At 71.9% G+C, this 24262-nt stretch carries 22 protein-coding genes and 1 pseudogene; 12 read left to right on the top strand and 11 right to left on the bottom strand.

What is annotated here, in order from left to right:
• Together Cba03nite_RS14610 and Cba03nite_RS14615 are read right to left on the bottom strand one after the other, a co-directional pair.
• A partial coding sequence (locus tag Cba03nite_RS14610) for a VCBS repeat domain-containing M23 family metallopeptidase (protein WP_203746097.1) occupies nt 1-748 on the bottom strand: 748 nt, incomplete at its 3' end.
• A gap of 255 nt (nt 749-1003) precedes the next feature.
• Nucleotides 1004-1582, bottom strand: coding sequence for a DinB family protein (locus Cba03nite_RS14615; RefSeq protein ID WP_203746099.1), 579 nt, complete (start codon nt 1580-1582; stop codon nt 1004-1006).
• A gap of 115 nt (nt 1583-1697) precedes the next feature.
• On the opposite strand from Cba03nite_RS14615, the gene Cba03nite_RS14620 reads away from it, so the two are divergent.
• Complete coding sequence (locus tag Cba03nite_RS14620; RefSeq protein WP_203746101.1) at nt 1698-2780, top strand: glycoside hydrolase family 18 protein; 1083 nt, start codon at nt 1698-1700, stop codon at nt 2778-2780.
• 48 nt (nt 2781-2828) lie between these two features.
• On the opposite strand, the gene Cba03nite_RS14625 is transcribed toward Cba03nite_RS14620, so the two are convergent.
• The 5 genes from Cba03nite_RS14625 to Cba03nite_RS14645 all read right to left on the bottom strand — a co-directional run bounded on the left by Cba03nite_RS14625 (nt 2829) and on the right by Cba03nite_RS14645 (nt 8442).
• A complete protein-coding gene (locus Cba03nite_RS14625; protein ID WP_239125735.1) occupies nt 2829-5651 on the bottom strand; it encodes an AbfB domain-containing protein in 2823 nt (940 codons plus the stop codon).
• A gap of 288 nt (nt 5652-5939) precedes the next feature.
• Nucleotides 5940-6635 carry a signal peptidase I gene (lepB, locus tag Cba03nite_RS14630; protein WP_203746103.1) on the bottom strand — a complete coding sequence of 232 codons (696 nt, stop codon included), beginning with the start codon at nt 6633-6635 and terminating at the stop codon, nt 5940-5942.
• A complete protein-coding gene (locus tag Cba03nite_RS14635; RefSeq protein WP_203746105.1) occupies nt 6632-6955 on the bottom strand; it encodes a PadR family transcriptional regulator in 324 nt (107 codons plus the stop codon). The genes lepB and Cba03nite_RS14635 overlap by 4 nt, the downstream gene beginning before the upstream one ends.
• A 94-nt stretch (nt 6956-7049) precedes the next feature.
• The gene (locus Cba03nite_RS14640; protein ID WP_203746107.1) at nt 7050-7565 is read right to left on the bottom strand and encodes a serine hydrolase domain-containing protein; all 516 of its coding nucleotides are present in this window, start codon (nt 7563-7565) and stop codon (nt 7050-7052) included.
• A gap of 196 nt (nt 7566-7761) precedes the next feature.
• Nucleotides 7762-8442 carry a hypothetical protein gene (locus Cba03nite_RS14645; RefSeq protein ID WP_203746108.1) on the bottom strand — a complete coding sequence of 227 codons (681 nt, stop codon included), beginning with the start codon at nt 8440-8442 and terminating at the stop codon, nt 7762-7764.
• Nucleotides 8443-8620: 178 nt separating this feature from the next.
• Between Cba03nite_RS14645 and Cba03nite_RS14650 the strand changes: the two genes are divergently transcribed.
• The 4 genes from Cba03nite_RS14650 (at nt 8621) to Cba03nite_RS14665 (ending at nt 11708) form a co-directional block, all read left to right on the top strand.
• Nucleotides 8621-9100, top strand: coding sequence for a GNAT family N-acetyltransferase (locus Cba03nite_RS14650; protein WP_239125744.1), 480 nt, complete (start codon nt 8621-8623; stop codon nt 9098-9100).
• A gap of 115 nt (nt 9101-9215) precedes the next feature.
• Nucleotides 9216-10397, top strand: coding sequence for a sensor histidine kinase (locus Cba03nite_RS14655; protein WP_203746110.1), 1182 nt, complete (start codon nt 9216-9218; stop codon nt 10395-10397).
• Nucleotides 10394-11053, top strand: coding sequence for a LuxR C-terminal-related transcriptional regulator (locus Cba03nite_RS14660; RefSeq protein ID WP_203746111.1), 660 nt, complete (start codon nt 10394-10396; stop codon nt 11051-11053). Before Cba03nite_RS14655 ends, Cba03nite_RS14660 begins: the two co-directional genes overlap by 4 nt.
• A gap of 253 nt (nt 11054-11306) precedes the next feature.
• Nucleotides 11307-11708 carry a carbohydrate-binding protein gene (locus Cba03nite_RS14665; protein ID WP_203746112.1) on the top strand — a complete coding sequence of 134 codons (402 nt, stop codon included), beginning with the start codon at nt 11307-11309 and terminating at the stop codon, nt 11706-11708.
• A 41-nt stretch (nt 11709-11749) separates the two neighbouring features.
• Here the strand turns inward: Cba03nite_RS14665 and Cba03nite_RS14670 are convergent, their stop codons facing one another.
• On the bottom strand, nt 11750-13141 hold the full coding sequence (locus tag Cba03nite_RS14670; protein ID WP_239125736.1) for a DUF1996 domain-containing protein: 1392 nt from the start codon (nt 13139-13141) through the stop codon (nt 11750-11752).
• Between the two features lie 314 nt (nt 13142-13455).
• On the opposite strand from Cba03nite_RS14670, the gene Cba03nite_RS14675 reads away from it, so the two are divergent.
• Both Cba03nite_RS14675 and Cba03nite_RS14680 read left to right on the top strand, forming a co-directional pair.
• Nucleotides 13456-13809, top strand: coding sequence for a DUF1062 domain-containing protein (locus Cba03nite_RS14675; protein ID WP_203746113.1), 354 nt, complete (start codon nt 13456-13458; stop codon nt 13807-13809).
• 83 nt (nt 13810-13892) lie between these two features.
• Entirely contained in the window at nt 13893-14387 is a 495-nt protein-coding gene (locus Cba03nite_RS14680) for a class I SAM-dependent methyltransferase (RefSeq protein WP_203746114.1), read from the top strand.
• Nucleotides 14388-14444: 57 nt separating this feature from the next.
• On the opposite strand, the gene Cba03nite_RS14685 is transcribed toward Cba03nite_RS14680, so the two are convergent.
• A complete protein-coding gene (locus Cba03nite_RS14685; protein ID WP_203746115.1) occupies nt 14445-15875 on the bottom strand; it encodes a serine/threonine-protein kinase in 1431 nt (476 codons plus the stop codon).
• Between the two features lie 133 nt (nt 15876-16008).
• Nucleotides 16009-16548, bottom strand: a complete 540-nt coding sequence (locus tag Cba03nite_RS14690) for a DUF3558 family protein (protein ID WP_203746117.1) — start codon at nt 16546-16548, stop codon at nt 16009-16011.
• Between the two features lie 232 nt (nt 16549-16780).
• On the opposite strand from Cba03nite_RS14690, the gene Cba03nite_RS14695 reads away from it, so the two are divergent.
• The 3 genes from Cba03nite_RS14695 to Cba03nite_RS14705 all read left to right on the top strand — a co-directional run bounded on the left by Cba03nite_RS14695 (nt 16781) and on the right by Cba03nite_RS14705 (nt 19845).
• Nucleotides 16781-18109, top strand: a complete 1329-nt coding sequence (locus Cba03nite_RS14695; RefSeq protein ID WP_203746120.1) for an aminoglycoside phosphotransferase family protein — start codon at nt 16781-16783, stop codon at nt 18107-18109.
• A 108-nt stretch (nt 18110-18217) separates the two neighbouring features.
• Nucleotides 18218-19363, top strand: coding sequence for an NUDIX domain-containing protein (locus tag Cba03nite_RS14700; RefSeq protein ID WP_239125737.1), 1146 nt, complete (start codon nt 18218-18220; stop codon nt 19361-19363).
• A gap of 116 nt (nt 19364-19479) precedes the next feature.
• Nucleotides 19480-19845, top strand: coding sequence for an ADP-ribosylation/crystallin J1 (locus tag Cba03nite_RS14705; protein ID WP_203746122.1), 366 nt, complete (start codon nt 19480-19482; stop codon nt 19843-19845).
• Between the two features lie 57 nt (nt 19846-19902).
• Here the strand turns inward: Cba03nite_RS14705 and Cba03nite_RS14710 are convergent, their stop codons facing one another.
• Nucleotides 19903-20694, bottom strand: coding sequence for a DUF6928 family protein (locus Cba03nite_RS14710; protein WP_203746124.1), 792 nt, complete (start codon nt 20692-20694; stop codon nt 19903-19905).
• A gap of 276 nt (nt 20695-20970) precedes the next feature.
• Between Cba03nite_RS14710 and Cba03nite_RS14715 the strand changes: the two genes are divergently transcribed.
• Complete coding sequence (locus Cba03nite_RS14715; RefSeq protein WP_203746126.1) at nt 20971-22095, top strand: peptidoglycan DD-metalloendopeptidase family protein; 1125 nt, start codon at nt 20971-20973, stop codon at nt 22093-22095.
• A 257-nt stretch (nt 22096-22352) separates the two neighbouring features.
• A pseudogene (locus tag Cba03nite_RS14720) lies at nt 22353-24242 on the top strand (propionyl-CoA synthetase).
• The last annotated feature ends 20 nt before the right edge of the window (nt 24243-24262 follow it).

Consider the following 24262-nt stretch of genomic DNA (forward strand, 5'->3'; position numbering starts at 1 on the left):
AGTCGACGCCGAGCACGTCAGCCGCCCCGTCACCGCTGAAGTCCGCCGCCATGACGTGCCGGAACGTGCCCCAGCCGTGGCCGATCTGCGCCGCAGCGCTCAGCGCCAGCCCGTTGTTCGCGTAGTACAGCAGGTTCCCGGCGGAGTTCACGCCGAGCACGTCCGCGTAGCCGTCGCCGCTGAAGTCCGAGACGTGGTCGCGCCGGGGCCGCCCGCAGTTGGCGCTGGTGATGTTGCGCGCGCCCGCGCCCTCCCAGTTCATGCCGGACGGGACGCCGTTGAAGTAGGCCTCGGTCGTGCCGCCGTCGCGCCATACCTCGTAGTGCAGGTGCGGGCCGGTGGAGTTGCCGGTGCTGCCCACCCGGCCGATCTGCTGGCCCTGGGCCACGCCCTGGCCGCGGCCGACCGACGGCGCCTCGATCATGTGGTAGTAGTTGGTGCGCCAGCCGCCGCCGTGGTCGATGATCGCGTAGTTGCCGCTGCGGCTGCCGTATCCGGTCTCGGCGACGACACCGCCCGCCGCGGCCACGATCGCGCGGCCGCTGCTGCCACCGCCCGTGTAGGTCATGTCGATGCTGTAGGCACCGTGGCCGCTGTAGGTGGCCATCCGCCACGTCTCCCCGCACGGGAACGGGAGCTGGAAGAACGGCATCGGCCCGGCCGCGCGGGCCGGGCCCGCGCCGACCGCGAGCAGCGCCAGCAGCATGGCTGACGCGCTCGCGACGGCGCGCAGGATTCTGGTCGACAAGGGTGGTGTCCCATCTGGAGTGTGGCCCGGGGTGGGCCGCAGCATAGATGGGTGCATATATAGGGCGCGTACATTCCGCGTACCGCCGGACTGCGATCCGCTACTGCTTGACGCACTGCGGAGCGAAGCAGCCCGCTGCCCGTGCGCACGTCACAGCCTCTGAGGGTGTCCTAGGACCCTGGACCGCTGCCGGATGGCCCCTGCCCTGGCCGGCCGTAGGGCAGCCGTCGAAGTGACGCGAGACGGCGGCGGGGCTCAGCCGGCGGCGTCGCGGGCGGCCTGCTCGATGCGGTCGCGCAGGGCGGACCAGTCCGGGTCGGCCCCCGGGATGTTCGTCGCGTCCGCCCGCATCCCGACGGCGCCGTCGATCAGCTCGCGTACGAGGTCTGCGTGCCCGGCATGCCGGTGCGTCTCGGCGATCATGTGCACCAGGATCCGGTGCAGCGTGACGGTGTTGGTTTCGGGGTTCCACCACGGCACCCGGCCGGGCGAGTCCAGCTCCAGCGCTTCGATGGTGGCGTCGGAGTGTGCCCACACCCGGCGGTAGAGGCCGACGATGTCCTCGCGGGACTGCTCGGCGGTCGCCCACATGTCGGCGTTGTCCTCGGCGTCGGCCGCGAACCACGGCAGCGGTTCGGGGAACGGCCTGCCGAACGTGTCGCCGAAGTATCCCGCTTCGACGCTGGCCACGTGCTTGATCACGCCCAGCAGGTTGGTGCCGGTCGGCACCAGCGGGCGGCGCACGTCGTATTCGGACAGGCCGTCGAGCTTCCACAGCAGTGCGTCGCGGCCGTGCTGCAGGTAGCGGTGGAGGTCGGCTTTCGGAGAGGTCACCCCGCCATCCTGCCACTTCGATGATCGTCTGCGTCCCCGCGCCCTGCGGCGGGCGGACTTGCCATCAGGGTGAAGCCGGGCCGCCGGTCTCGGCCGTCCCTGATAGCGTGCGTAGATGATCAACGGGCAGACGGTTCTGGGCGCCTACTTCCAAGGCACGGACGACGACACCCGGCCGCTCGACGGCCTGCCGCCGGGCCTGCTGACCCACGTCTTCTACGCGTTCGCCACCCTCAGGGACGGGCGCCTGAGCCTGCCGCCGCAGGCGCCCACGCACCTCGCGGCCCTCGCCGCGCGCAAGCAGGCCGACCCCGGCCTGCGAATCGTGCTGTCGATCGGCGGCTGGGGCGCCGGCGGGTTCTCCGACGCGGCACTCACCCCGCACTCGCGGGCCGACTTCGCCGAGCAGGCCCTGGAGCTGGCCGACGGCTTCGACGGCCTGGACCTCGACTGGGAGTTCCCGGTGGCGGGCGGTCCCGCCGAGCTGACCCACCGGCCCGAGGACCGGCGCAACGCCACCCTGCTGGCCGAGCAGCTGCGTGCGGGCCTCGGGCCGTCCCGGCTGCTGGTCGCCGCGCTGCCGGCCGGGCGGCTGCAGTCGGCCGGCCCGTACGACCCGGCGGACAGTTACGAGCTGGCCGCGTTCGCCGACGTGCTGGACTTCGTCAACCTGATGACCTATGACTTCGGCACGGGCTTCTCCCCGATCGCCACGTTCAACGCGCCGCTGGTGGAGGTGGCGGAGGATCCGCTCGACGCCGGCCTGCGCCGGTGGAACAACGTCACCGGGGCCGTCGACTACTACGAGCACCACGGCGTGCCACGGGACAAACTCGTGCTCGGCGTGCCCTTCTACGGCCGCGGCTTTCGCGTCGCCGCACCCGGGGAACAGGCCGGGCTGTTCCAGCCGCAGGTGGAGACCTTCTGGGCCGGAGACTGGCGCGACATCGAGCGCGACCTGCTGCCCGACCCGGCCTGGCAGCGCCACCGCCACCCGGTGGCCCGCTCACCGTGGCTCTACCACGCCGGCGACCGGAGATTCGTGAGCTACGAGGACGCCCCGTCCATCGAGGAGCGGGCCGCGTTCGCGGCCGAGCGCGGGCTGCGGGGCGCGTTCACCTGGCATCTCGGCGGGGACGACGACGAGCGTACGCTGCTGGCCGCGATGGCCCGCCCCTTCCGGCCCGGCCCGAAGTGAGGTCAGGCGCGGGCGGCGGGGATCACCCACCGCCGCCCGCGCCGCGGGTCACGGCGCCCAGGGCGCCGCGACGGCCCAGCTGCTGTCCGCAGTCAGCGTCTGGGGCCGGTTGAAGCCCCCGTCACCACCGCCGGAGGCGATGTACACCTGTGACTCGAAGTGCCGCAGGTACGAGCCCGGGAAGTTCAGCGACTCGAAGGTGACCCCGGTGCCGCCGACGCCGGGCCGGGCGCAGAACGTGGCGTCCTGGCGCATCAGCGCCGTGCCGTCGTCGGGCGAGTTGCGCACCCGGCCGGCGGCATGGCGCAGGAACTGCCCCGGGAAGTTCACCGACTCGAACGAGTAGCACGACGAGTCGGCCAGCCCCCGGCGGATCGTGTACGTCGCGTCCGCCTTCAGCAGCGCGCTGCTGCCGGAGTTCACGATCTCGGTGTAGGCCAGGCTGTCGGCGTGGCGCAGGTACCGGTCGGTGTGCCCCCAGGTGGTCACCCGCAGTGACTGCCGGACGTTGGTCGCCAGCAGCACCGAGCTGCGCCACAGCGCCGGAGCGTTCAGGTCCCAGGTGCTGTCGGCGGCGAACCCGGCGGCGCCGTCCCACGCGTTCGGGCCGCCGCTGCGGGCCAGGTACACGTTGTCGGCGTAGTGGCGCAGGTAGTGTCCCGGCAGGTTCAGCGACTCGAACGACATGCCGCCCGCGGCCAGGCCGGTCCGGCTGCACCACGTCGCGTCGGCGGTGAACGTGCCGCCCGTGTCGCCGTCGAGGCGGACCCGGAACGCGGCGTGGCGCAGGTACCGCCCCGGGAAGTTGACCGACTCGAACGAGTAGCAGCGCGGGTCGGCCAGGCCGGGCACGGTGCGGAAGGACGCGTCCTGCCGCGCGCCGTCGGCGCTCGCCGCAGTCAGCACGTCGGTGCGGGCCAGGGAGTCGGCGTGGCGCAGGTAGCGGTCGGTGAAGCCGGGGGTGGTCACCCGAAGCGACCTGACGTGGCCGAGGGTCAGCACCACGGGCGCGTTCAGGTTGCGCGAGGCCGCGATCAGCCCGGCGTGGGCCGCGCGGACCAGGTTCGTGTCGACCTTCTGCACCTGCCGGTCGTAGGTGAACAGCCCGTTGTACTCGCCCTCGACGTCGGTGATCTCCGTGTAGATGTACGCCGACACGCCCTTGACGGTCATCAGCTGCCGCACGTCGCGAACCATGCCGGTGTAGCGGTCGTTGAGCTGGGCCGCGCTGCCCATCTGCTCGTAGGCGAAGAACTGCCCGTTGGGGCTGTACTCGTGGCCCGGGGTGCGCAGGCCCAGACCGCCGAACTCGCCGAGCACCGACACCCTGGTCGCCGACGGGCGCGGCGCGTCCGGTCCGGTGTAGACGTGCCAGTCCATGATGTCGCCGGTGCCCGGGTCGCCCTTGGACACGCAGCAGTTGTAGCCGCTGTGCGCGTTCATCAGCCGCGTCGGGTCGTAGCTCTTGAGCTGGCTGGTGATCCGCTGCGTGTCGGCCAGGCTCCACTCGCCCCAGCCCTCGTTGAACGGCACGTACGTGATCACCGCCGGGGAGAACCGGTGCTCGTCGATGATCTCGCGGGCCTCGGTCTCGAACTGGGCGATCTGCGCCGGGGTGCGGCCGGCGTCGAACGCCGGGGTCGACGGCACGTCCTGCCAGACCAGCAGGCCCAGGCGGTCGGCGTGGTAGTACCAGCGGGCGGGTTCGACCTTGATGTGCTTGCGCACCATGTTGAACCCGAGGTCCTTGTGCTTCTGCAGGTCGAAGGCCAGTGCCGCGTCGGTCGGCGCGGTGTACAGGCCGTCGGGCCAGAAGCCCTGGTCCAGCGTGCCGATCTGGAACACGAACTCGCCGTTGAGGGTCGGGCGCAGCACCCCGTTGACGAGCTTCGTGCCGACCTCGCGCATGCCGAAGTAGTTGACGACCTGGTCGACGACGGCGCCGGAGCCGTTGCGCAGCGAGACCCGCAGGTTGTACAGGTACGGGTCGTCGGGCGACCAGCGCCGCGCGCTGGGCACCGGCACGGTGAACTCGGTGAAGCCGCCGGTCGCGCTGCCCACCACGGTCGTACCGGCCATGGCCTCGGCCAGCACGGTGTGCCCGCTGACGTCGCCCCGGGTGAAGACCCGCACCCGGGCGGTGTTGTTCGCCAGGTTCGCGTAGACGTCCACCGAGTAGATCGACGACACCGGCGTGGGCTCCAGCCACACGGTCTGCCAGATGCCCGAGGTCGGCGTGTAGAAGATGCCGCTGGGGCTGTTGACCTGCTTGCCCACCGGCTGCTTCTCGCCGCGCCCGTCGGTCGGGTCGTAGACCCGCACCACGATCTCGTTCGTGCCGCCGTTGAGCTGCGGGGTGATGTCGGCCTCGAACCGGTCGTAGCCGCCGCGGTGGCTGGTCACCTGCACCCCGTTGACCCATACCGTGGCCTCGTAGTCGACGGCGCCGAAGTGCAGCTGCACGCGGCGGCCGGACCACGACGCCGGGACGGTGAAGGTGCGCCGGTAGAACATCAGGTCGCGGTTGTCGTTGCGCATGATGCCCGACAGCGCCGACTCCACCGGGTACGGCACCAGGATGCGCTCGGGCAGCGTCTGGCCGAGCGGCGGCGCGGCGTTGCGGTTGACGTTGCCGGCCCCGTCGGTGGCGGGGTTGAGGAACTGCCACTCGCCGTTCAGTGACTGCCAGTCCGGCCGGGTCATCTGCGGGCGCGGATACTCCGGCAGGGGGTTGGTCGTGGACACCTGGCTGGTCCACGGTGTCGTCAGCGGTGGCGTCTTGGGCGTGACTGCTGCGGCCGGAGCGGCGCTGAAGACCAGCACTCCGGCCAGAGTCAGCACGGCCGCCGCGGAAGCGGTGAGGCGGCGCATGGTGCTCCTTGGGATCGGGAAGGGACGATCGGGGGACGGGCGGCGCCGGGCACGACGCGGTGAGGCGAGCACGGCGGTGCCGCCCGCGGGCTGCGGGCAGCGCGCAGCGTTCCGCCGGAAAAGAGACGGATGTCGACTATGAGCCGCGCTCTATAACGTTATAGAGCCCGATGCCCGGCAGCGTCAATGCTTTGGGTCAATGCTTCGATCCCGTCGGCACCCCGGGGACGGCGAGGCCGGCGCAGAGCCACCCGCTCTGCGCCGGCCTAGATGCTGCCTCGGCTGTGCTCAGCCCGCCGGCCGGACCGGCCACATGCGAGTCAGGACGCGCCCGGTCACGCCGGCGGCCGCGAGCGTGCCGAGCTGCCGGGAGTCACGTGAGGCCTCCCGATGGTCGCCGAGCACGTAGATCTCCCCCGCCGGGACGGTCACGGCCGAGCACTCCGTGACGGTCCCGTCCGCCAGGTAGCCCTCGTCGACCCTGGCCGCGTTGCGGTAGACGGCGCCGTCCCGGCACTCGATCACGTCACCGGGCAGCCCGATGACCCGCTTGATCCACGTTTCGCTGCCGGTCCCCCAGGTGGCGTCCTGGATCACCACGATGTCGCCGTGGTCGAGACCGCTCCAGCGGAAGCTCAGCTTGTCGATGAGAACGCGGTCCTCGATCTGCAGGGTGGGCTCCATCGAGCCCGACGGGATGTAGGCGACGCCCGCCGCATAGGCGTTGACCGGCACACCGATGGCCACGGCGGCGACCACGGCCACGACAGTACGTCGCCGGACACGGACCCGCCGGGGGACCCGCGCCGCCCGCCATGTCGCCCGCAGGCCGCTCAGGGTCCACCGCACCGCCTCCCAGGAGCCCGAGGTCTGCTCGAACTCGCCGATGAGCGCCTCGCCCCATTCACTGCCGCGTGCGCCGCGCCCGCGCACGCCGAGGACGAGCGTGCGCCGGGCGGCGCGCCGCAGCCATGGCTCGGTCATGATGCCGTCCTCGGTGTCGCGGTGATGGGGTTGGCGGCGGCACGCGGCTTCGCCGCCGCCAGCCGGGCGCGGGCGAGTTCGAGCCCGTCGCCGGTGAGCCGGTAGAGGTGGCGCGGCGGGCGGCCGGGCTGCTCGGAGGGTTCCCAGCGGGTTTCCAGCAGGTCGCGCTCGACCAGGCGGGCCAGAATCGGGTAGAGGGTGCCGGGCGCGAGGCCCGTCTGCTTGCTGAGGCCGTAGCCGTAGTGCCAGGCCGATGGATCGTCCACCAGGGAGCCGAAGACCTTCAGGGTCTGCGGTGAGCTGTCAGGTATTCGCGGCATGTCCAAAGTCTATATATGAAGAGTTTGGGCGACAAGGGTCCGCCGCGAGCACGAGAACCACGGCCACCGTCCACTGCCGACCTGCCGAAGGTGCTCAGGCGACGTCGGGCCGGGTCGTCAACGGCGACCGCAGGTGCAACTCCAGGCTGGGGCCGGTCAAGGGCACCGTGCTCCACGTCGCTGTCGCCGTCGCGTAGGTGGTCGCGTTGTCGTAGGTGTGCCGGGTCCCCTCGGGCTCGGCGAACGGGACGCTCAGGAAGCCCTTCACCAGGTCGTCCGGGTGCAGCCGCCAGGCTTCGGCGAGGCTGTCCGTGCCGTGCCCGGCGGTCATGGACAGCAGATGGTGCACGGTGATGCGGCGTCCCTGCGCGGAGATGCCGGCGGGAACGCGGTCGGGCAGCACCTCGACCACGCGGTCGTCCAGTGACAGCAGCCCTTCGGTGATCGCGAGGCCCACCGCGACCGAGGTGAACGACTTGGTCAGCGAGTAGAGCAGGTGCGGGCGCCCGGCCGAGTACGGCGCCCACCAGCCTTCGGCCACGATGTGCCCATGGCGTACGACCATGATGGAGTGCAGTTCGACGGATCGCGCTTCCAGCCGGTCCAGCAACACCGCGACGGAACGGGACGAAGACTCCCGAAGCCGCCGGTGTCGACCGCGGCAGCAGGGCCGGCTGAGCATGCATCCGGGCACCCTGACAAGGCGGATCGCCCGGTTCTCCCGGATTCTCGCGCGGGAAGGGGCCGAAGGACGGCGGCCGTCCGCCCTTCGGCCCCGATATCCGTGGAGCACCGAGCCAGGCGCCCTAGGGGGTCGGCGGCGGCGGGCCGGTCAGCACCGTGAAAGGCCCGTTGTCAGCGATCGGGTACTCGGATTCGCCCGCCTCCAGGCAGTCGGCGCTGAGCCCCGGGGCGGGCCCGCGGCCGGTGCACACCCTCTCCTTCATGGTCACGAACAGGGTGCTGGTGTGAGTGCCCGGGCGAAGCGGACGGAGGACCGGCGACACGGGCACGACGTACGGCAGCCCGCGGGTCGCCGGCGGCTGCACGTCGTTCGGGATCGTCCCGGAGCGCAGGATCTCCGGGCCCACCGTGATGGACCGCTCGTGGGCGGTCCCGGCGTCGATCACGTAGCGGGCGCTCTTGAAGCCGGCGATGAACGCCGCCTGTTCGGTCTGCGTCGCCGTGATCCAGGGCGGGACGGCCCGGACCCACTTCTCCCCCGCCAGCGCCGTGCGGCAGCCGGGCCCGCCGGGCGGGTCGGGGATGTCGTCGGTCGCGGGCGCGGGCGGGCCGATGATCCGTTCCCGCACGTCGTAGCGCTGGTTCAGATCCCTCCATTGCTCGCTGCCGCCGAGGAAGATGGGGCTGATGCACTCGCGGTGGCGCGGTGGCCCCGCCTGGGCGACGCCGTTCATGAGACCCAAACTCAGCCCCAGCGCCGCCAGGATCGCGGCCGCTTTCGCGGACCGCAGGACAGTGGTCATGTTGAACCCCCGTAGCTCGTACGCTGACCTCGTACGTGGTTGGGCCAGTCCCCCTGGCCCGGTGCGAAGCGTATGAAAAGTTCCCGAGGCACTGGACGCCCGACACGCCGAATTTGTTCGGGTTTCGACCATTTGACGGCTTCCAGGACGTGCTGCGAGGAGGTGGCGTGTGGACACCATGCGCGTGGGAGTCTTCGAGGAGACCGACCGGCCGGCGCTGTGCCGGATGCTGGCGGACTCAGAGGACTTTCCGCAGCACCTGCTGTACCTCTACCGGCGCGCGGGAAGTCACCACACGACGCTCGTCGCCCGCCGTGGCGAGCAGATCGACGGGATGCTGGGCGGATCGTTCGATGCGGACCTTGCGGTGACCGGCGTCTTCGACGTGTTCGAGCTTCCACCCGCACCTCACGCCTTTCTCGACAGGATTCATGTACGCGAGGCCGCGCGGGGCCGGGGCGTCGGGCGGGCGCTGATCGAGGCGTTCGCGTTCGAGGCCATGGAACGCGAGTGCACCTTCATCGGCGGGTCGATCGACCTATCGCCAGGGCTCACGGCGAGGAAGGTCTTCTTCGAAGGGCTCGGGTTCAGCATTCGCGAGCATGGCAACATCGGCGCCGACCCGACCGGTGTACTCGCGGCGATCATGAACAGCTGAGCCCCGCGCCCGGAGATCGACGGGCGTCTTGACAACCGCGGAAGGGTTCCCCGATCCTCGAGAGAGCGCTCCCTCGAAGATCGTCGGAGTACGGCCCACGCGCGCGGCAGGATTTATGACAACGACAGCTGTACACCTCGACCGTGTGGTCGCGCGGGCCGCTGTGGCGCGGGCGGTCCTGCTCGGACGGGCGGCGGCCACCCTCGCCGTCGCGGGCGGCGTGCTGCGCCTGCGCGAACGGCCCGCACCGCTGGTCACCGTGCTGCTGATCATCGCGCTGACTGCGGCCGTCGCGCTCGTGGCGCTGGCCCGCGACCCCCACATCGTCGCCCGTCCCGTGCCGGTGCTGACGGCCGACGCCGCGCTCGTCGCCGCCGTGCTCGGCATCGGCGGCGCCGACGTCGCCTTCTTCTGCTGTGCCGCCGGAGCGAGCGCGCTGGCCGGAGTGCTCGCCGGGTTCTGGGCGCTGCTGCCGGCCGCCTGCTACACCGGGCTCGGCTACCTGGTGGCCGGGCACGTGCTCGGCGCGGCCCCGGACACCGCGCACCTGGCCGGGTTCGTGCTGGCCTTCCCGATCGCCAACGTGCTGGCCGCCGTCGGCGCCGCGGTGGCCACCGCCGCGCTGGCCGCCCACGTCGAGCTGTCGGTCCGGCTGGTGGCGTCGGCGCAGCGTACGGCCGCGGCGGCGGAACGGTCCCGGCTCGCCCGCGAGCTGCACGACTCGGTCACCAAGACGCTGCGCGGGGTGTCGTTCGCGGCGCTGGCGCTGCCGACGTCGCTGCGGCGGCAGCCCGCGCTGGCCGAGCAGCTGGCGGCGACGGTGTCGGCCGGGGCCACCGCGGCGGTGCGCCAGGCGCAGGAGGTCCTGGAAGGGCTCCGCCTCGACGACCCGGACCACGAGCTCGGCGTGACGGTGGACAGGATCTGCCGCAGGTGGTCCGACGGTGCCGGCGTCCCGGTGCGCAGCACGGTCACCACCGGGGACCTGCCGGTGGACGTGCGCTACGAGCTGGTGCGGATCCTGCACGAGTCGCTGGAGAACGTCGCCCGGCACGCCGGGGCGGGTTTCGTGACGGTGGAGCTGGCGTACGCCGACGGCGGTGTCCGGCTGCGGGTCACCGACGACGGAGCCGGGTTCCGCGTGCCGGACGAGTGGAGCGGCTGCTTCGGCCTGATCGGGATGGCGGAGCGGGCCGCCGCGATCCGCGGCACGCTGCGCGTGGTGTCCGCACCGGGCGCGGGCACGACCGTCGTCGCGGACATCGCGCTGCACCTCCCCGCGGGAGCACCGGCATGATCTCGGTGATGGTCGTGGACGACAATCCCATCGTCCGCGCGGCCCTGTCCGGCAGTCTCGCGCTCTGCCCGCAGGTGCGCGTGTCGGCCCAGGCCGCCGACGGGCGCGAAGCCGTCAGCCTGGCCCGGCGGGACCGGCCCATGGTCACTCTGCTCGACCACCGTATGCCGGTGGCCGACGGGCTGTCGGTGCTCGGGCAGCTGGTCGCCCACACCCGCGTGCTGGTGCTCACCAGCGACGCGAGCCCACAGCTCATCGGGCAGATGCTGCGCGGCGGCGCACGCGGCTACCTGGTCCACGGCGCGTTCGATCCGGCGGAGCTGCACCGCGCGGTGCTGGCCGTCGTGGCCGGGCAGGGCTGGCTGTCACCGGCGGCGGCCGCGGTCGCCACCGCGACCCTGCGCGAGCAGGCCGATCAGGAGCGGGCCCGCCGCGACCTCGCCGAGCGGCGGCGGCTCGCGAAGTCCCGCTACGGGCTGACCCGGCGCGAGCAGGAGGTGCTGTCGCAGCTCGCGCAGGGCCTGTCGAACGCGGCCATCGCCCACCGGCTGATGCTGGCCGAGAAGACCGTCAAGAACCACCTGCAGCACATCTTCGCCAAGCTGGGCGTGGCCAGCCGCACCGAGGCGGTCGTCGTGTGGACCGGGCAGCGGTAGCGGCGTGTCCGTCCTGTCCACCCGGGTGCTGGGCTGGGCCGCCCTGGTGCTGGCCGTCACGGCGACGATCGCCGTCGTACCGCCGCTGATCATGCCCGGCCCGGGAGCGGAGCGCCCCCCGTCGGCCGGAGGTCCGCCCGGGTCGCCGACCGCGCAACCGTCATCCGCGCCGACCGCTCCGTCTACCCCCGCGCCGCCGCGGAACTCACCGGCGTCGGCGCGGCCGGACCGCCCGGATGCGGCCCTCCCGCCGGTGAGGACGACCGCGCCCGCGGCGTTCAGGCCGATCACCGTGCATGCCGCCGACCCGGCCAACCTACGGGTGGGTGCTCGCATCATCGAATGTCCCACCTGTGTGGACGGCAGCCGGGTCGGCTACATCGGCGGCCCGAACACCCTCGCGGTGCGCATCACGGGTGTACCGCGGGCCGGTGAGTGGACGCTGACCGTCGTCTACGAGACCGAGCAGCCGCGTACCCTCAAACTCGCCGTCGACGGCGGCCCGGTCCGCGAGCTGCACCTCGCGGGAGCCCGGAGCTGGCTGATCCCGGTGCGGGTGTCGGTGCGGCTGCGGCTGCCGAAGGGCGCCTGCTGGATCAGGTTCTTCAACGACACCGGCTCAGCCCCTGACATCAACACCGTCACCGTCGGCTGACCCGGGCGGGCGCCTCGCACGCCGCCCGCCCGGGTGGCCGGTCAGAACTGCCCGGCGCTGTTGCACTTGGCGGACTGGACGATGCAGTTCTTCACCCGGTGTCCCTGCGCGTCGTTGTCCCAGACGTTGACGAAGTCGCCGTGCATGGACGACGCCATGCCCGACGCCAGCGTGAACCCGTCGGCGCTGCCCACGGCCGGGTAGGCGATGACGAACGACACCGACGGGATGGCCACCGGGAACGCGCTCGGACACGTTCCGTTCGGGGTGTATGCCACGTGCGACTTGTGGTCGGGGCTGTCCAGGTGCACGCCGTCCCAGCAGTCGGGGAAGACGAGCTGGTACATCAGCGTGCCGCCCGGCGAGCAGACCGGCCAGTTGCCGTCGGCGCTGCGGCCGATCTCGCCGCCGGTGGTCCCGCCGACGCAGTAGAACTGGTTGACCGCGCCGGCAGGTGTCGGGACCTGGCGCCCGGCACTGCCCGCGATCATCTTGAAGCCCAGCGGGAACGGCACGGTCCGGCTCGGGTCGGCCAGCCGCGAGCCGTAATACACCACGACCCCCTTCGGCTCGACCACGGCGCCGCGCTCGTACAGGGTCGGCACCCAGTACGCCGACAGGTCGGCCGGGGCCGGGGTGCACGTCGTGGTGGCGTTGGCGCGCAGGGTGGCCAGTGTGGACGCGGCGTTGGTGCTGCGGTTGCCGAAGAAGCTGTGCATATGGGAGGCGCCCGGCAGCCCCGGGAACACGATGGGGTCGTCCCGGAAGGAGTGGCTGTAGGTGCAGGTCGCGTTGAACTCCGGGACCCGCACGGCGTTGGCCGGCGCCGGTGCCATGGCCATCGCCCGGAAGGCGGCGAGCTGCGCGTTCCACGCCACCGGATCGACGTCGACCCAGCCGGTGCCGGAGCCGGTGCCGCCGGAGCCGAACGACAGCCAGTTGAGGTTGACGAAGTCGGCGCCGCTGCCGGTGTTGGCCATGACCGCGTACACCGTCTGGGCGCCCGCCGGGTGGCTGGTGAGGTTCACCGTCTGGGTGACCCACGCCTGCCAGCCGCCGGTCGCGGTGATGGTGAACCGGGCCAGCACCGGCCCGGTCAGCGACGCCGTACGCAGCTCGATCGTGCCCTGCCCGCCGACGGCGGAGGCGACCCGCGCGGAGACGGCCATCGTGCCCGAGGCGCCCAGGTCCACGCCGTCGTAGCGCAGCCAGTCCCCGCGGGCCAGGTAGCCCACGGCGGAACCCCCGCCGGTGTCGACGGTCGGCTCGACGACGGCACCGGACTGCGCCGCGTACGCCTCGGCCTGCACCACCAGTTCGGCGGCGGCGCCCGCCGACGGCGTCAGCGCGACCACGGCCATCGCGAGCACCATCGCCGCGGCACCGCCGCCCAGCGGGAGCAGCCGCCGCCGTCTCATCCAGCCCCTTGTCATGCGTGACCTCCTGCCGTCGATGACGAACGATTCGTTTCAACGTAGTTACGGAGCCGGGTCTGTTCCTGAGGCGAAAGCCTCATGGACCGCCGGTTTCAAGGCCCACATGCCGGCAGGCGGGCGTACGGCCGTACGCAAACCGGTGGACCGGGGCCGCCGCGCGCCGCTAGCCTGCTGCCCAGCCAGACCGTCGAGCCAAGGACCGGCCGTTGTACTCCCGTTGAGAACCACCGAGCGCTGAACCTGTCGCGCGTCGCGCCTGTGCGCCGCGCACCTTCCTGCTGCGGACTTCTCACTGAAACGGGTGTACCTCCATGCTCGACAACCGGGCAGCCGTGCCCATCTGCCTGCCGCTCGCCCTTCGCCGCCACCCCTGCGCAGCCGAGCGCAGGCCGGCCGGCGTCATCTTCCGCGTCGACATCGACCACGAGCTGCGCGACGCCTGGCTCCTCGCGCTGTGCACCGCCCGTGCGGACACGGCGGAGCCCACGGTCGTGGAGCGGATGACGGTGCGGCTGCGCACGACGCGAGGTGTCGGACCGGACACCTGGCGGCGTCGGTCCGACAGCCGAGCTGCTCGCGGGTCAGGTCGTGCGATGCCGCACTCGCCTCGCCTCGAACTGGCGCGACGCCTGACCCGCCGCCACCGGCGGATCGGACCACTGTGACGCCGGGCGCAGGTGATCTGATCTGATGGTCTACGGAGGCGGGAGGAGGGCGCTCACATGACCGGCAGCTCACGCCGCGCGCCGTGACCCGGCACCGGTTCCACGGTGACGAGACCCGTTTCGACGTGCTCGCCGAGTTCATCACGGCACGGTTCCCGCAGGCCCGGTATGTCGCCGACGTGGCCGGCGGGCAGGGCATGCTGACCCGGCTGCTGCGTAAGCGGTTCGGTCTGGAGGCCGAGGTCGTCGACCCCCGCGGCTGGACGCTCAAGGGCGTGCCGGCCCGGGCGGAGCCGTACCTGGCGACGCTGGCCGACTACTACGACCTGATCGTCGGCCTGCACCCGGACGAGGCGCTGCGCGAGGTGGTGGACTCGGCCCGGGTGCGTCCCGTGCTGGTCGTGCCCTGCTGCAACTTCTGGGACAGGGACCGCAAGCTGGGTCGCGACGAGCTGCTTACCGCGATCACCGCCCATCACCGCGCCCTCGGCGGCCGGGCCGAGCAGGTCGAGCTGGCGTTCCGCGGCCCGAAGAACCACGCCCTGGTCCTGCTGCCGCCGCCGGAGCACCACGGCTGACGCCGCCCGTCAGACCGACCGGGCTGCCCTGCGCCGCCAGGACCGGGTCCGCGCCGGTCAGCCTGCCGTCTGGAACACCGACCCGGTGGTCTCGCCGCCTTCGCTGCGGGCGGCCAGGCAGTACAGCAGCCAGGCGTCCTCGCCGACCTGGATCGGCCAGGCCTCGCGCCGCCAGCCTTCGGTCGTGGCACCGGCCCGGGTTCGCCGCGCCATGGTCTGCGCGGAGCAGAGGGCGGCGACCTCGTCCCGCTCCATGAGTTTGCTGTGGTCGGAGAACTGAGCCCCGGCCGGCAGCACCCCCACGACGAATGTCTCCCAATTGTGCAGCTCATCGCAGGCGAGCCGCCTCGGCCGCTGCGCCGCGCCGCTCGACATGGTCAGGCCGGCCCAGCACTCGGGTGTGGGCGGGCAGGCGGCCGCGCCGCACACCACGAATCCGGCGGGCACCTTCGCCCCGGTGGTGGTCCCATCCGGGGCCGTCCACCCGGGAGACGAGTTCCAGCGCCACACCGCCCATCCGGCCAGCCCGCCGCCCGCGAGCACGACGAGCGCGATGGCGGCCGCGACGACCACCGGGATCCGGCGGCGCGCGGGCGTCCCGCCGCCTCCACTGGCCGGACCGGTGACCTCACTCGCGTGTGGACTCCGGGCCGGGGCCTGCCTTTCGGGCGAGGCACCGCCCAGCACGCCGAGGGCGGCCTCGGCCAGTGCGGCGGCCGACGGCCAGCGCTGCTCGGGATCGACCGCGAGCGCCCGCTCGACCATTACGGCCACCGGCGCGGGAATGTCGGCGCCGAGCGGTGGCGGCGGCTGGTTCACCCGCTGCATGGCGACCGCGAACGGGTTGTCGCCGCTGAACGGGCGGTGTCCCGCCAGGCACTCGTACGCCACGACGCCCAGCGCGTAGATGTCGCTGCGCGGACCGGCGGGCCGGCCGAGCACCTGTTCGGGAGCAAGGTAGGACGGTGTGCCCAGGATGCCGCCCGGCGTGGTCAGCGAGGTGTGCTCCTGCGCTCGGGCGATGCCGAAGTCCGTCAGCACGATGGTGCCGTCGGGGCGTACCAGCAGGTTGCCGGGTTTGACATCGCGATGCACGATGCCGCGCTCGTGCACGGCGTGCAGCGCCTCGGCGGTCTGCGCGACCACGGCAAGGGTGGACTCGACGGTCAGCCGGCCGTGGCGGGCGAGCGTCTGCGACAGCGACTCGCCCTCGACGTGCTCCATCACCAGGTATGCGCTGCCGGTGTCGCCGTGGTAGTCGTGGATGGTGACCACGTTGCGGTGGCGTACCCCGGCCATCGCGCGCGCCTCGGCGAGGAACCGGCGGACGAACCCGGGATCGTCGAGCAGCGCGGGCAGCACCGTCTTCACCGCGACGACGCGGCCGAGCACCGTGTCGGTCGCCCGCCAGACCTCCCCCATGCCGCCTGCGCCGATCCGCTCGTCCAGGCGGTAACGGCCGCCGAGCAGCGCTCCTGGGCTGTGCATGACGTGTCTCGCTCCTCGCTGTGATCGGGTGGCCCGCCGACGATAGCGTCGTGCCCCGACACCCCGGCCCCGTGATCGCATACTGAGAAGGGCCAGGCGCCCGACCGCAGTCAGGCAGACGGCAGCAGGCTGGTCAACGTAGGTCAGCCAGGGCACGGCCGGCGAGTTCGACGGCCAGCGCACGCAGGTCGCCGCGGCGCAGGTCCCTGCCGGCGATGCCGAGGTTGACGACCAGCAGGTCCTGGTCGACGGCGACCAGCAGCCGCGCGCCGTGCTCGAACCACTTGGCGCGCATCCCCGAGATCCGCAGCTCCTCGGCGCCGGTGCCGGAGTCTAGGCTGCCGGCCGTGCCGAGCTGGTACTGCACGTAGATCGCCGGCGACGCGGCGTCGGTGCCCTGGTGGTAGGCGCAGATGATGAGGCCTTTGCCGGGCTCGGCGCGGTGGAACGGGATGTCGGTTCCGGCCGCGTCCGCCACTTCGGCAGGGCTCAGCAGCGTGCACAGGTCCGGCAGCCCGGCAGCGGCACGAGACGGCCCGGGCGAGCCGGGGGCAGCCGGTGCGGGCGGGTCCGCCGCGGGCCCCGCCGCGGGCGACCCGCACGCCGCCACGGTGAGCGTGCCGAGCAGGGCGAGCACGGCGAACGTGCGGGACGGGCGCAGAACGTGAGTCATGCGAACATGACAGAAGACGATCTTCACCGCGGCAACGGGAAGTCAATTACCGGACAGCCGCCGTATCCGTTGCCGCCGTGCGGGATCGTGCACGGCTGCGAGGTGCGGCTCGGCATCCGCCGGCATGGACGGCCGGCATTACTGTTCTCGGCACGTGGACGGGGGCTCACGCGGCTCGCCGTCGGAAGGTCTGCGCCGCGCACTGCGGCAGCCGTGCATGTGGAGCAGCCGAATGGTCGACGCCGACGGGTTCGTGGTCGTGGAACTGGTCCTGCCCGATGCCGCGACCGGGCTCGTCCTGGCCGACGAGCGGCACGGCGTTCCGCGCCTTCCCCGGCTGGAGTTCCCCGGCAGGCACGTTCCGATGAACGAACGCCTGACCGACGCGTTCCGGGCCGCGACCGGGGTCAGCGTCAGGCTCGTCGAGCCGCTCGACTTCACGACCGCCGTGCTCGCGCTGGGCTCGCCCGGTCCCGAGCTTCCCGCGGGATACGGATGGCACGCGCTCAGCGGGGTCGCCCGGAACAGCACCACCGTGGCGGAGTGGGCCGTGCGGTCGGGCGACGCCAGGCTGCCCTGGTTCACACCGAGCTGGTTGGGCCGGGCAGACCGATACATCGACGACACGCTCGCGCGGCTGGGGCGATCCCGTGTTGCGCCGACCCGGCAGATGAAGCTGTGGAGCATGTCGTCGGTCCTGCGGGCCGAGAGCGACACCGGCGCCGTCTACCTGAAGGCCGTGCTGCCGCAGCTGGCGCACGAACCGCTCGTCACGGGCTTTCTCGCCGCCCAGGGCGTGGGCGACTTCGCCCAGATCATCGCGCATTCCCCGCAGGATCACTGGTGGATCGCCGAGGACTTCGGCGGGGTGGACGGCTGGTCGCTGCCCGAAACGGAACGGAGGAAGGCCCTGCAGCAGCTCTGCCGCCTCCAGCTGGCCATGGTCGGCCAGACCGCCGGCCTGCGGCGCGTCGGCTGCCCCAGGATCAGCCTGCCTCAGCTCGCGTCCGCGCTACCGGGACTGCTGGCCCGTGATGACATCTGGAATGCGCGTAGTGCACCGCACAACGGCCACCGGGCCCTGGCGCCGGACGAACGCGTACGGCTGCTCGGGCTGGCTCCCTACCTGGCGGAGTGCTGCGAGCGGCTGGAGGCGCTCGGCATGCCCGATACGCTGGTGCATCGCGACTTCCATCCCGGCAACGTCGTGCTGCGTGACGAAGGCGTGCTGCTGCACGACTGGAGCTTCGCGGCGGTGGCACATCCGATGTTCGACCTCGCACCTTGGCTGCTCGACATGACCGAGCCCGCGGCGCGGGCACATGTCACCGCGTTCGTGCAGGCATGGGCCGCCTCGACGGCGCCGGACGTGCTGTGGCGGGCGTGGCGGCATGCCAAGCCGCTGGCCGCGGTGATCGAGATGCTCAAGCTGGTGGGGCTGTCCGACATCGTCGGACGCGACTACCACTTCAACTGGATGCCGATGACCTACGGCTGGGCCCGGCGGCTGCTGACCGCCGCAGCCGACTCCGAGATGGAGATCTGGGGCTGGCGGCAATGAGCTCGTGACGTTCTCGACAGTGCACCGACGCACCTTCGCGACGCCTCACCGAGCCGCCAGCAACCACGGAATGATCGCAGCTCCACTCCGGGCAGGGTACGGATCCCGGTGGCCACCGTGCGTGACGGGACAATACGCGAGCCCTCGTGCCGGTCTGCCACTACGCTCACCGGCTATGCCGAATCCGGTGACGCCGCAGCGCGGGTGGCAGCCACGCAGCCAGCCACAACAGCCGTTGACGCAGGTCAAGCCCACTGCCGGGGCGAGCTCCGCCGGTGGTATGTCGTGAGGGCAGCGGTGCAGGTGGCCGTGATATTGCTCGTCAATCGGGCCGGTGACCTCCTACTTCAGCAGCGAAGCAGCAGCTCGGCGCGGTTTCCGGGCGCGTGGGGCGTGCCCGGGGGTCACTGCGAGCCCGGCGAGGCCCCCGAGCAGACGGCCGTACGTGAACTCTGGGAGGAGGCGGGCCTTCGCCCGGACGGCGCCGTCGTGCTGTTTGAGCGGCACGTGGATGCGTGGACCGACGGGCTGATCGAACACTGTTTCGCGGCAGGCACCGTGGCTGTCCAGGACGATGTCATCCGGGACGACGGGGGCGCCATGATCTTCGTCCCCGCGCCGGAGGCCGTCGCCGGTCGCGAGTTCACACCCGGTACGGCCGAGGTCCTCAAACGCTTCCTTCGTTCGCCGGAGTACGCACGGCTGGCCGGCGGGGTACCCGAGCCGTACGACGGCGACCGGGAGGACGACGAACGGTTCGCGGGCTGGGACTATCTCGGTGACCGGTACGTGTGCCCGCTCGCCGACGAGCACCGGACCTGCCATCGCCGAGCGAATCTGCTGCTCGCACAGGAGCGGGCCGACGCGCTGCGGGCAATGGCCAACGACGGTCACCGGTGCGCGTTCGTCCGGCTCATGCAGTGGTACGTCGACGGCGACCGCGTCGACGAACTGCACGCCATAGCCGCGGCCGGAGACGACCGCGCCACCGTCACGCTCTACCAGTACCTTCAGCACCGCCATCGCGCTGCCGATCTGGAGACCGCACTCGGCCGGTACACCGAGTCCGTGCCACGGCTGCGCATCTGGCTGGCCGCGCACATCGGCGGGGACCCCGGCCGCGCCGACGAGGCCCTCGAACTGCTCTCACCGCTGCTCGACCACGACTGGTACGCCCAGGAGGCTCGGCAAGTCGCATACCGCATCCAGGTCGGGGCGGGCCGGGTCCCACCACCGGCCGGGCGCAAACGTTGAGCCGCGACCGCGCCCTGCTCGACGGCCCGTCGGAACCGCACGGCCTGCACCCGAATACCGGTGGTCTGCGTCCTCAACCGGCCGGTACCCTGCCTCGACCAGGAAGGGGGCAAGAGATGACGGAGACGATGACCTTGTGGCGGCCGACCGGCCCCCAGGAGCTTGAACTCGTGCGCGCCTCCGGCTGGAAGGCGTGGCCGCCCCGCCTGCCCGACCAGCCGATCTTTTACCCGGTACTCAACGAGCAGTACGCGATCATGATCGCCCGGGATTGGAACGTGCCGGCCTCCGGCGTCGGCTACGTCACCCGCTTCGAGGTCGACCGGCGGTTCGCGTCCCGCTACCCGGTCCGGCAGGCCGGCGGGCGCGACATCCTGGAGCTCTGGGTGCCCGCGGAAGAGCTGGACGAGTTCAACCGGCACATCGTCGGGCTCATCGAGGTCGTGCGCGAGTTCCGCCCGGTGGCGGACTCGGCCGAGTGAGCGACCTGGGCTCCGCCGAGCACGCGGGGCCCGGCATCTGCCGACAGGCCCGCCTGGTCACTCCTGAGGCATGTCGCGCACGGTCGTGCCACCCGGCCCGGACCGCTCCACGAGGCGGCCCTCGGGACCGAAGCCGAAGCGGCGCGGCCCGATTCTGCGCATCTGGTCTATCAGCCGCGCCTGCTCCGCCGCGCGTGCCGCCGCATCGGGATCGGTCAGGCGGTAGCCGTGCAGCTGGATGTCGTCTGGGTTGACGCCGTCCGGATCGAGGCGGCCTTCGAGCACGAACCCGAACAGCGCCCGTAGCGCTTCCTCGCCGAGTTCCAGCGGATGGAACGGCAGCGCGTATGGTTCGTCGTCGTCCCATCTCGGCTCTGGCTCCACCGGGCGCTCCCCCGCCCAGTAGGCGGTCTCGAAGGGAAGGCGTTCACCGATGTCTTCCACGATGCCGCCGTCCGGCGACAGGCTGAGCGAGCGGACGAGGCGCCCGTCCACCCAGACGGCGAAGGCGAGCCAGTCCACGACGCTGTGCATGGCGTGCAGCGCCATGGTGCGGCCCCGGCCAGCTTCGACAAGGTGTTCAGGCATCTGCGACGGGTAGTCGAGCATGAGCCGCCGATCGCACACGATGTCGATGCCGGGGAACGCCGCAGCGTAGGCGACGCCGTCAGGCGGGTAGGCCGCCTCACCGAGAGTGTCGCCGTCGACGGCTTCCAGCGGCCAGCCGGGCCGCAGCAGCCGGACCAGGTCCGTCGTGGCTCCGATGTCGGCCTGGCACGCCCGCACCCGCCGCAACGCGGCGCGAGCATCACCGTCCGCGTACACCAACACACCGGTCTTGGCACCCACCGAGCTTCCTCCCGATCGCTGACCGCTCCCGCCTTGGCCGCGCAGACCCTACCTCGTAGCTATTCGCAAAGTCGGTGCATGAGCCGCCGCCGCAGGGCAGCTGAGGCGGCAGGCGGCTCGCGCCATGATTGGCATGTTTCCTTCATCGACGTATCCATCGAAGTAGACAAGCTTCAAACACGGTCCTACCGTACAACGATGAACATAAATTTTTATCCACGGAAGTCCGGGGTGGCCGGTCCTCGACGGCAGGCTCGCGGCCTGGCGATATTGCTGATGGCGGCAAGCCTCGTCGTCGCCGCACCGGTGGCGGCGCAGGCCGCACCGCGCTCGGACGCCGCCGTCGCCGAAGCGGTCACCGCGAAACTACTCGCCCAGACCGCGACCACGGCAGCGGCGCCCGCGACCGGCGACGACGCCCGCGTCACGATCACCCGCCGGAGCGGGAGCTGGGCCTTCGGCACGGCCGTCCTGATCGCGCCGCGCAGCCACGACGCCCATCCGACCGGGTCGATCTTCGTCGCGCGGGCCGAGGCCGGCCGATGGCGGGTCGCCTTCGACGGCGAAGCCGCGTTCGCCGCCCTGGCCGCCGAGTCGCCGGTGGTCACGCGGCATGAGCGTGAGGTTTTCACCACCCCCGCCCCGGCGTTCGCCGGCGGGGACTTCCGCACCGGTATGGCACTGCCCTTCACGATCGGGCAGACCTGGACGCTGTCGGGCGGACCGCACGGGTGGGGCGGCGGCGAAACCCCGTTCAGCTCGATCGACCTGGCCGGCGGCGACCAGGTGGTGCGGGCGGCGCGCGGCGGCACCGCGTACACGATGTGCCAGGGCTGGATCCGCGTCATCCACGACCGCGGCTACTCGACCGACTACTACCACCTGTGGAGCAGCATCTCCGTCAACGGGGCGGCCGTCGCGCAGGGGGCGTACCTCGGCTACACCGGCACCGACGTCACCTGCGGCGGCGCGGCGTCGGGACGGCACGTCCACTTCGCACTGCGCCAGAACAGCGCCTACGTGCCGATCAGCGACCACGCCATCGGCAAGTGGGTGTTCGTCGGCGGCGCCGCCTACCAGGGCGGGGCTCGCCACGGATCGGCCTGGGCGGGTGTCGGCAGCGGCCTCTACAACTACGGGGTCCTCGGCTTCACCCAGGGGATCGTCGACGCCAACGGCGGTGGGACGCTCACCCGGCGCGCGGGCCCCGGCACCGGCTACGCCGCCCTCGGCTCGCTGGCCGACGGCGCGACCGTGAGCATCTCCTGCTCGGCCAACGGAACGACCCATACCGGCCGGTACGGCGCCACCGCCCTGTGGAACCGCCTCACCGACGGCAGCTGGGTCTCCGACGCGTTCCTGTGGACCGGCGTGAACGGAGCGGTCAACGGCTGGTGCTGACGAGTACGGCCGGGAGGGCGGCACCCTCCCGGCCGCACCGCGGCACACGTTTCCGGCAACAAACTTTGCAGTACTTGTGGACTTTGCCCTCTAATGCTGGGGATCAGGGCGCGCTGCCGGATGCATCATCCGGCGCCATCCGGGGTACTGCTGAGGGCACGTCCGTGACGAAGGTCGACGAACGCCGAGCCTGGCTGGCCCGAGCCGGAAGGGCATCCGGCCCGGCGCCGGTCCACGCATTGCCGAGGGTGCCGATCATGGACTACACGGAGGCGTACCGCCGCAGTATCCGGGACCCCGCCGGCTTCTGGGGTGAGGCGGCCGCGGACATCGAGTGGTTCCGCGCACCCACCACGGTGCTGGACGACACGCGGCCGCCGTTCTACCGCTGGTTTCCCGACGGTGTGCTCAACACGTGCTTCAACGCGCTCGACCGGCACGTACGCGACGGCCGAGGCGAGCAGGCCGCGCTCGTGTACGACACGCCGGTCACCGGCGCCGACCGGACGCTGACCTATGCCGAGTTGCTAGACCAGGTGGCGCGGTTCGCCGGCGTGCTGCGGGGCCTGGGCGTGGGGCACGGCGACCGGGTGCTGATCTACATGCCGATGGTGCCGGAGGCGGTCGTCGCGATGCTCGCCTGCGCGCGGATCGGAGCCGTGCACTCGGTGGTGTTCGGCGGGTTCGCCGCCCACGAGCTGGCGCTGCGCATCGAGGACGCCGAACCTGCCGTGATCGTGTCCGCGTCGTGCGGCATCGAGGTCAACCGGGTCATCGAGTACAAGCCGATCCTGGACAGGGCGATCGAGACGGCGGCTCATGAGACCCGTGCCTGCGTGATCCTGCAACGGCCGCAGGCCGCCGCCGCGCTGACGGCGGGACGCGACGTCGACTGGTCCGAGGCCATGGCCACGGCCGAACCCGCCGGCTGCGTGCCCGTCGCGGCGACCGACCCGCTCTACATCCTCTACACCTCCGGCACGACCGCCCGCCCGAAGGGGGTGGTCCGGGACAACGGCGGGCACGCCGTGGCGCTGCGCTGGAGCATGAGGTACATCTATGACACCCACCCCGGCGAGGTGTTCTGGGCCGCCTCCGACATCGGCTGGGTGGTGGGGCACTCCTAGATCGTGTACGGGCCGCTGATCACCGGCTGCACCACGGTGCTCTACGAGGGCAAGCCGGTGGGCACGCCGGATTCCGGTGCGTTCTGGCGGGTCATCGCCGAGCACGGGGTCAAGGCGCTGTTCACCGCGCCGACGGCGTTCCGGGCGATCCGCCGTGACGATCCCGAGGGGCTTCGGGTCCGGGACGCGGACCTGTCCGGCCTGCGGTATCTCTTCCTCGCCGGCGAGCGCCTGGACCCGGATACCTACGGCTGGGCGGCGCGGCTGCTGGGCGTGCCCGTCATCGATCACTGGTGGCAGACGGAGACGGGCTGGCCGGTCGCCGCGAACCTGATGGGGCTGGAGCCGCGTGAGCCGCGGCCCGGTTCCGCGACGGTGCCGGTGCCGGGTTATGACGTGCGCGTGGTCGACTCGCTGGGCAGGCCCGTGCCGGCCGGCGAGGACGGGGAGATCGTGATCCGGTTGCCGCTGCCGCCGGGGACGCTGCCGACGCTGTGGCGCGACGACACCCGGTTCGTGGAGTCATACCTGTCCGCGCACCCGGGCTTCTACCTGACCGGCGACGGCGGGCACGTCGACCCCGACGGCTATCTCTACGTCATGGGCCGTATCGACGACGTCATCAACGTCGCCGGCCACCGCCTGTCGACGGGTGCGATGGAACAGGTGCTCGCCGGTCACCCGGCCGTGGCCGAATGCGCGGTCATCGGTGTTCACGACCCGGTCAAGGGGCAGGTGCCGAGGGCGCTGGTCGTGCTCAAGGCCGGTGCCCAGGTCGAGGCGGACGCTCTGCGCCAGGACCTGGTCCGGCTGGTGCGCGAGCAGATCGGCCCGATCGCCGCGCCGTCCGCCGTCGACGTCGTATCTGCGCTGCCCAAGACGCGGTCCGGCAAGATCCTGCGTAAGACGATGCGCGCGATGGCGGACGGGCGGGACGAGCCGGCCCCGTCCACCATCGAGGATCCGGCGGTGCTGGAGACGCTGCGGCCGCTGTTGACGCCTCGATCAGCACAGTGGTGAACAGGGCCCACGTCGCGCCG

Source organism: Catellatospora bangladeshensis, assembly GCF_016862575.1.
GTDB lineage: Bacteria > Actinomycetota > Actinomycetes > Mycobacteriales > Micromonosporaceae > Catellatospora > Catellatospora bangladeshensis.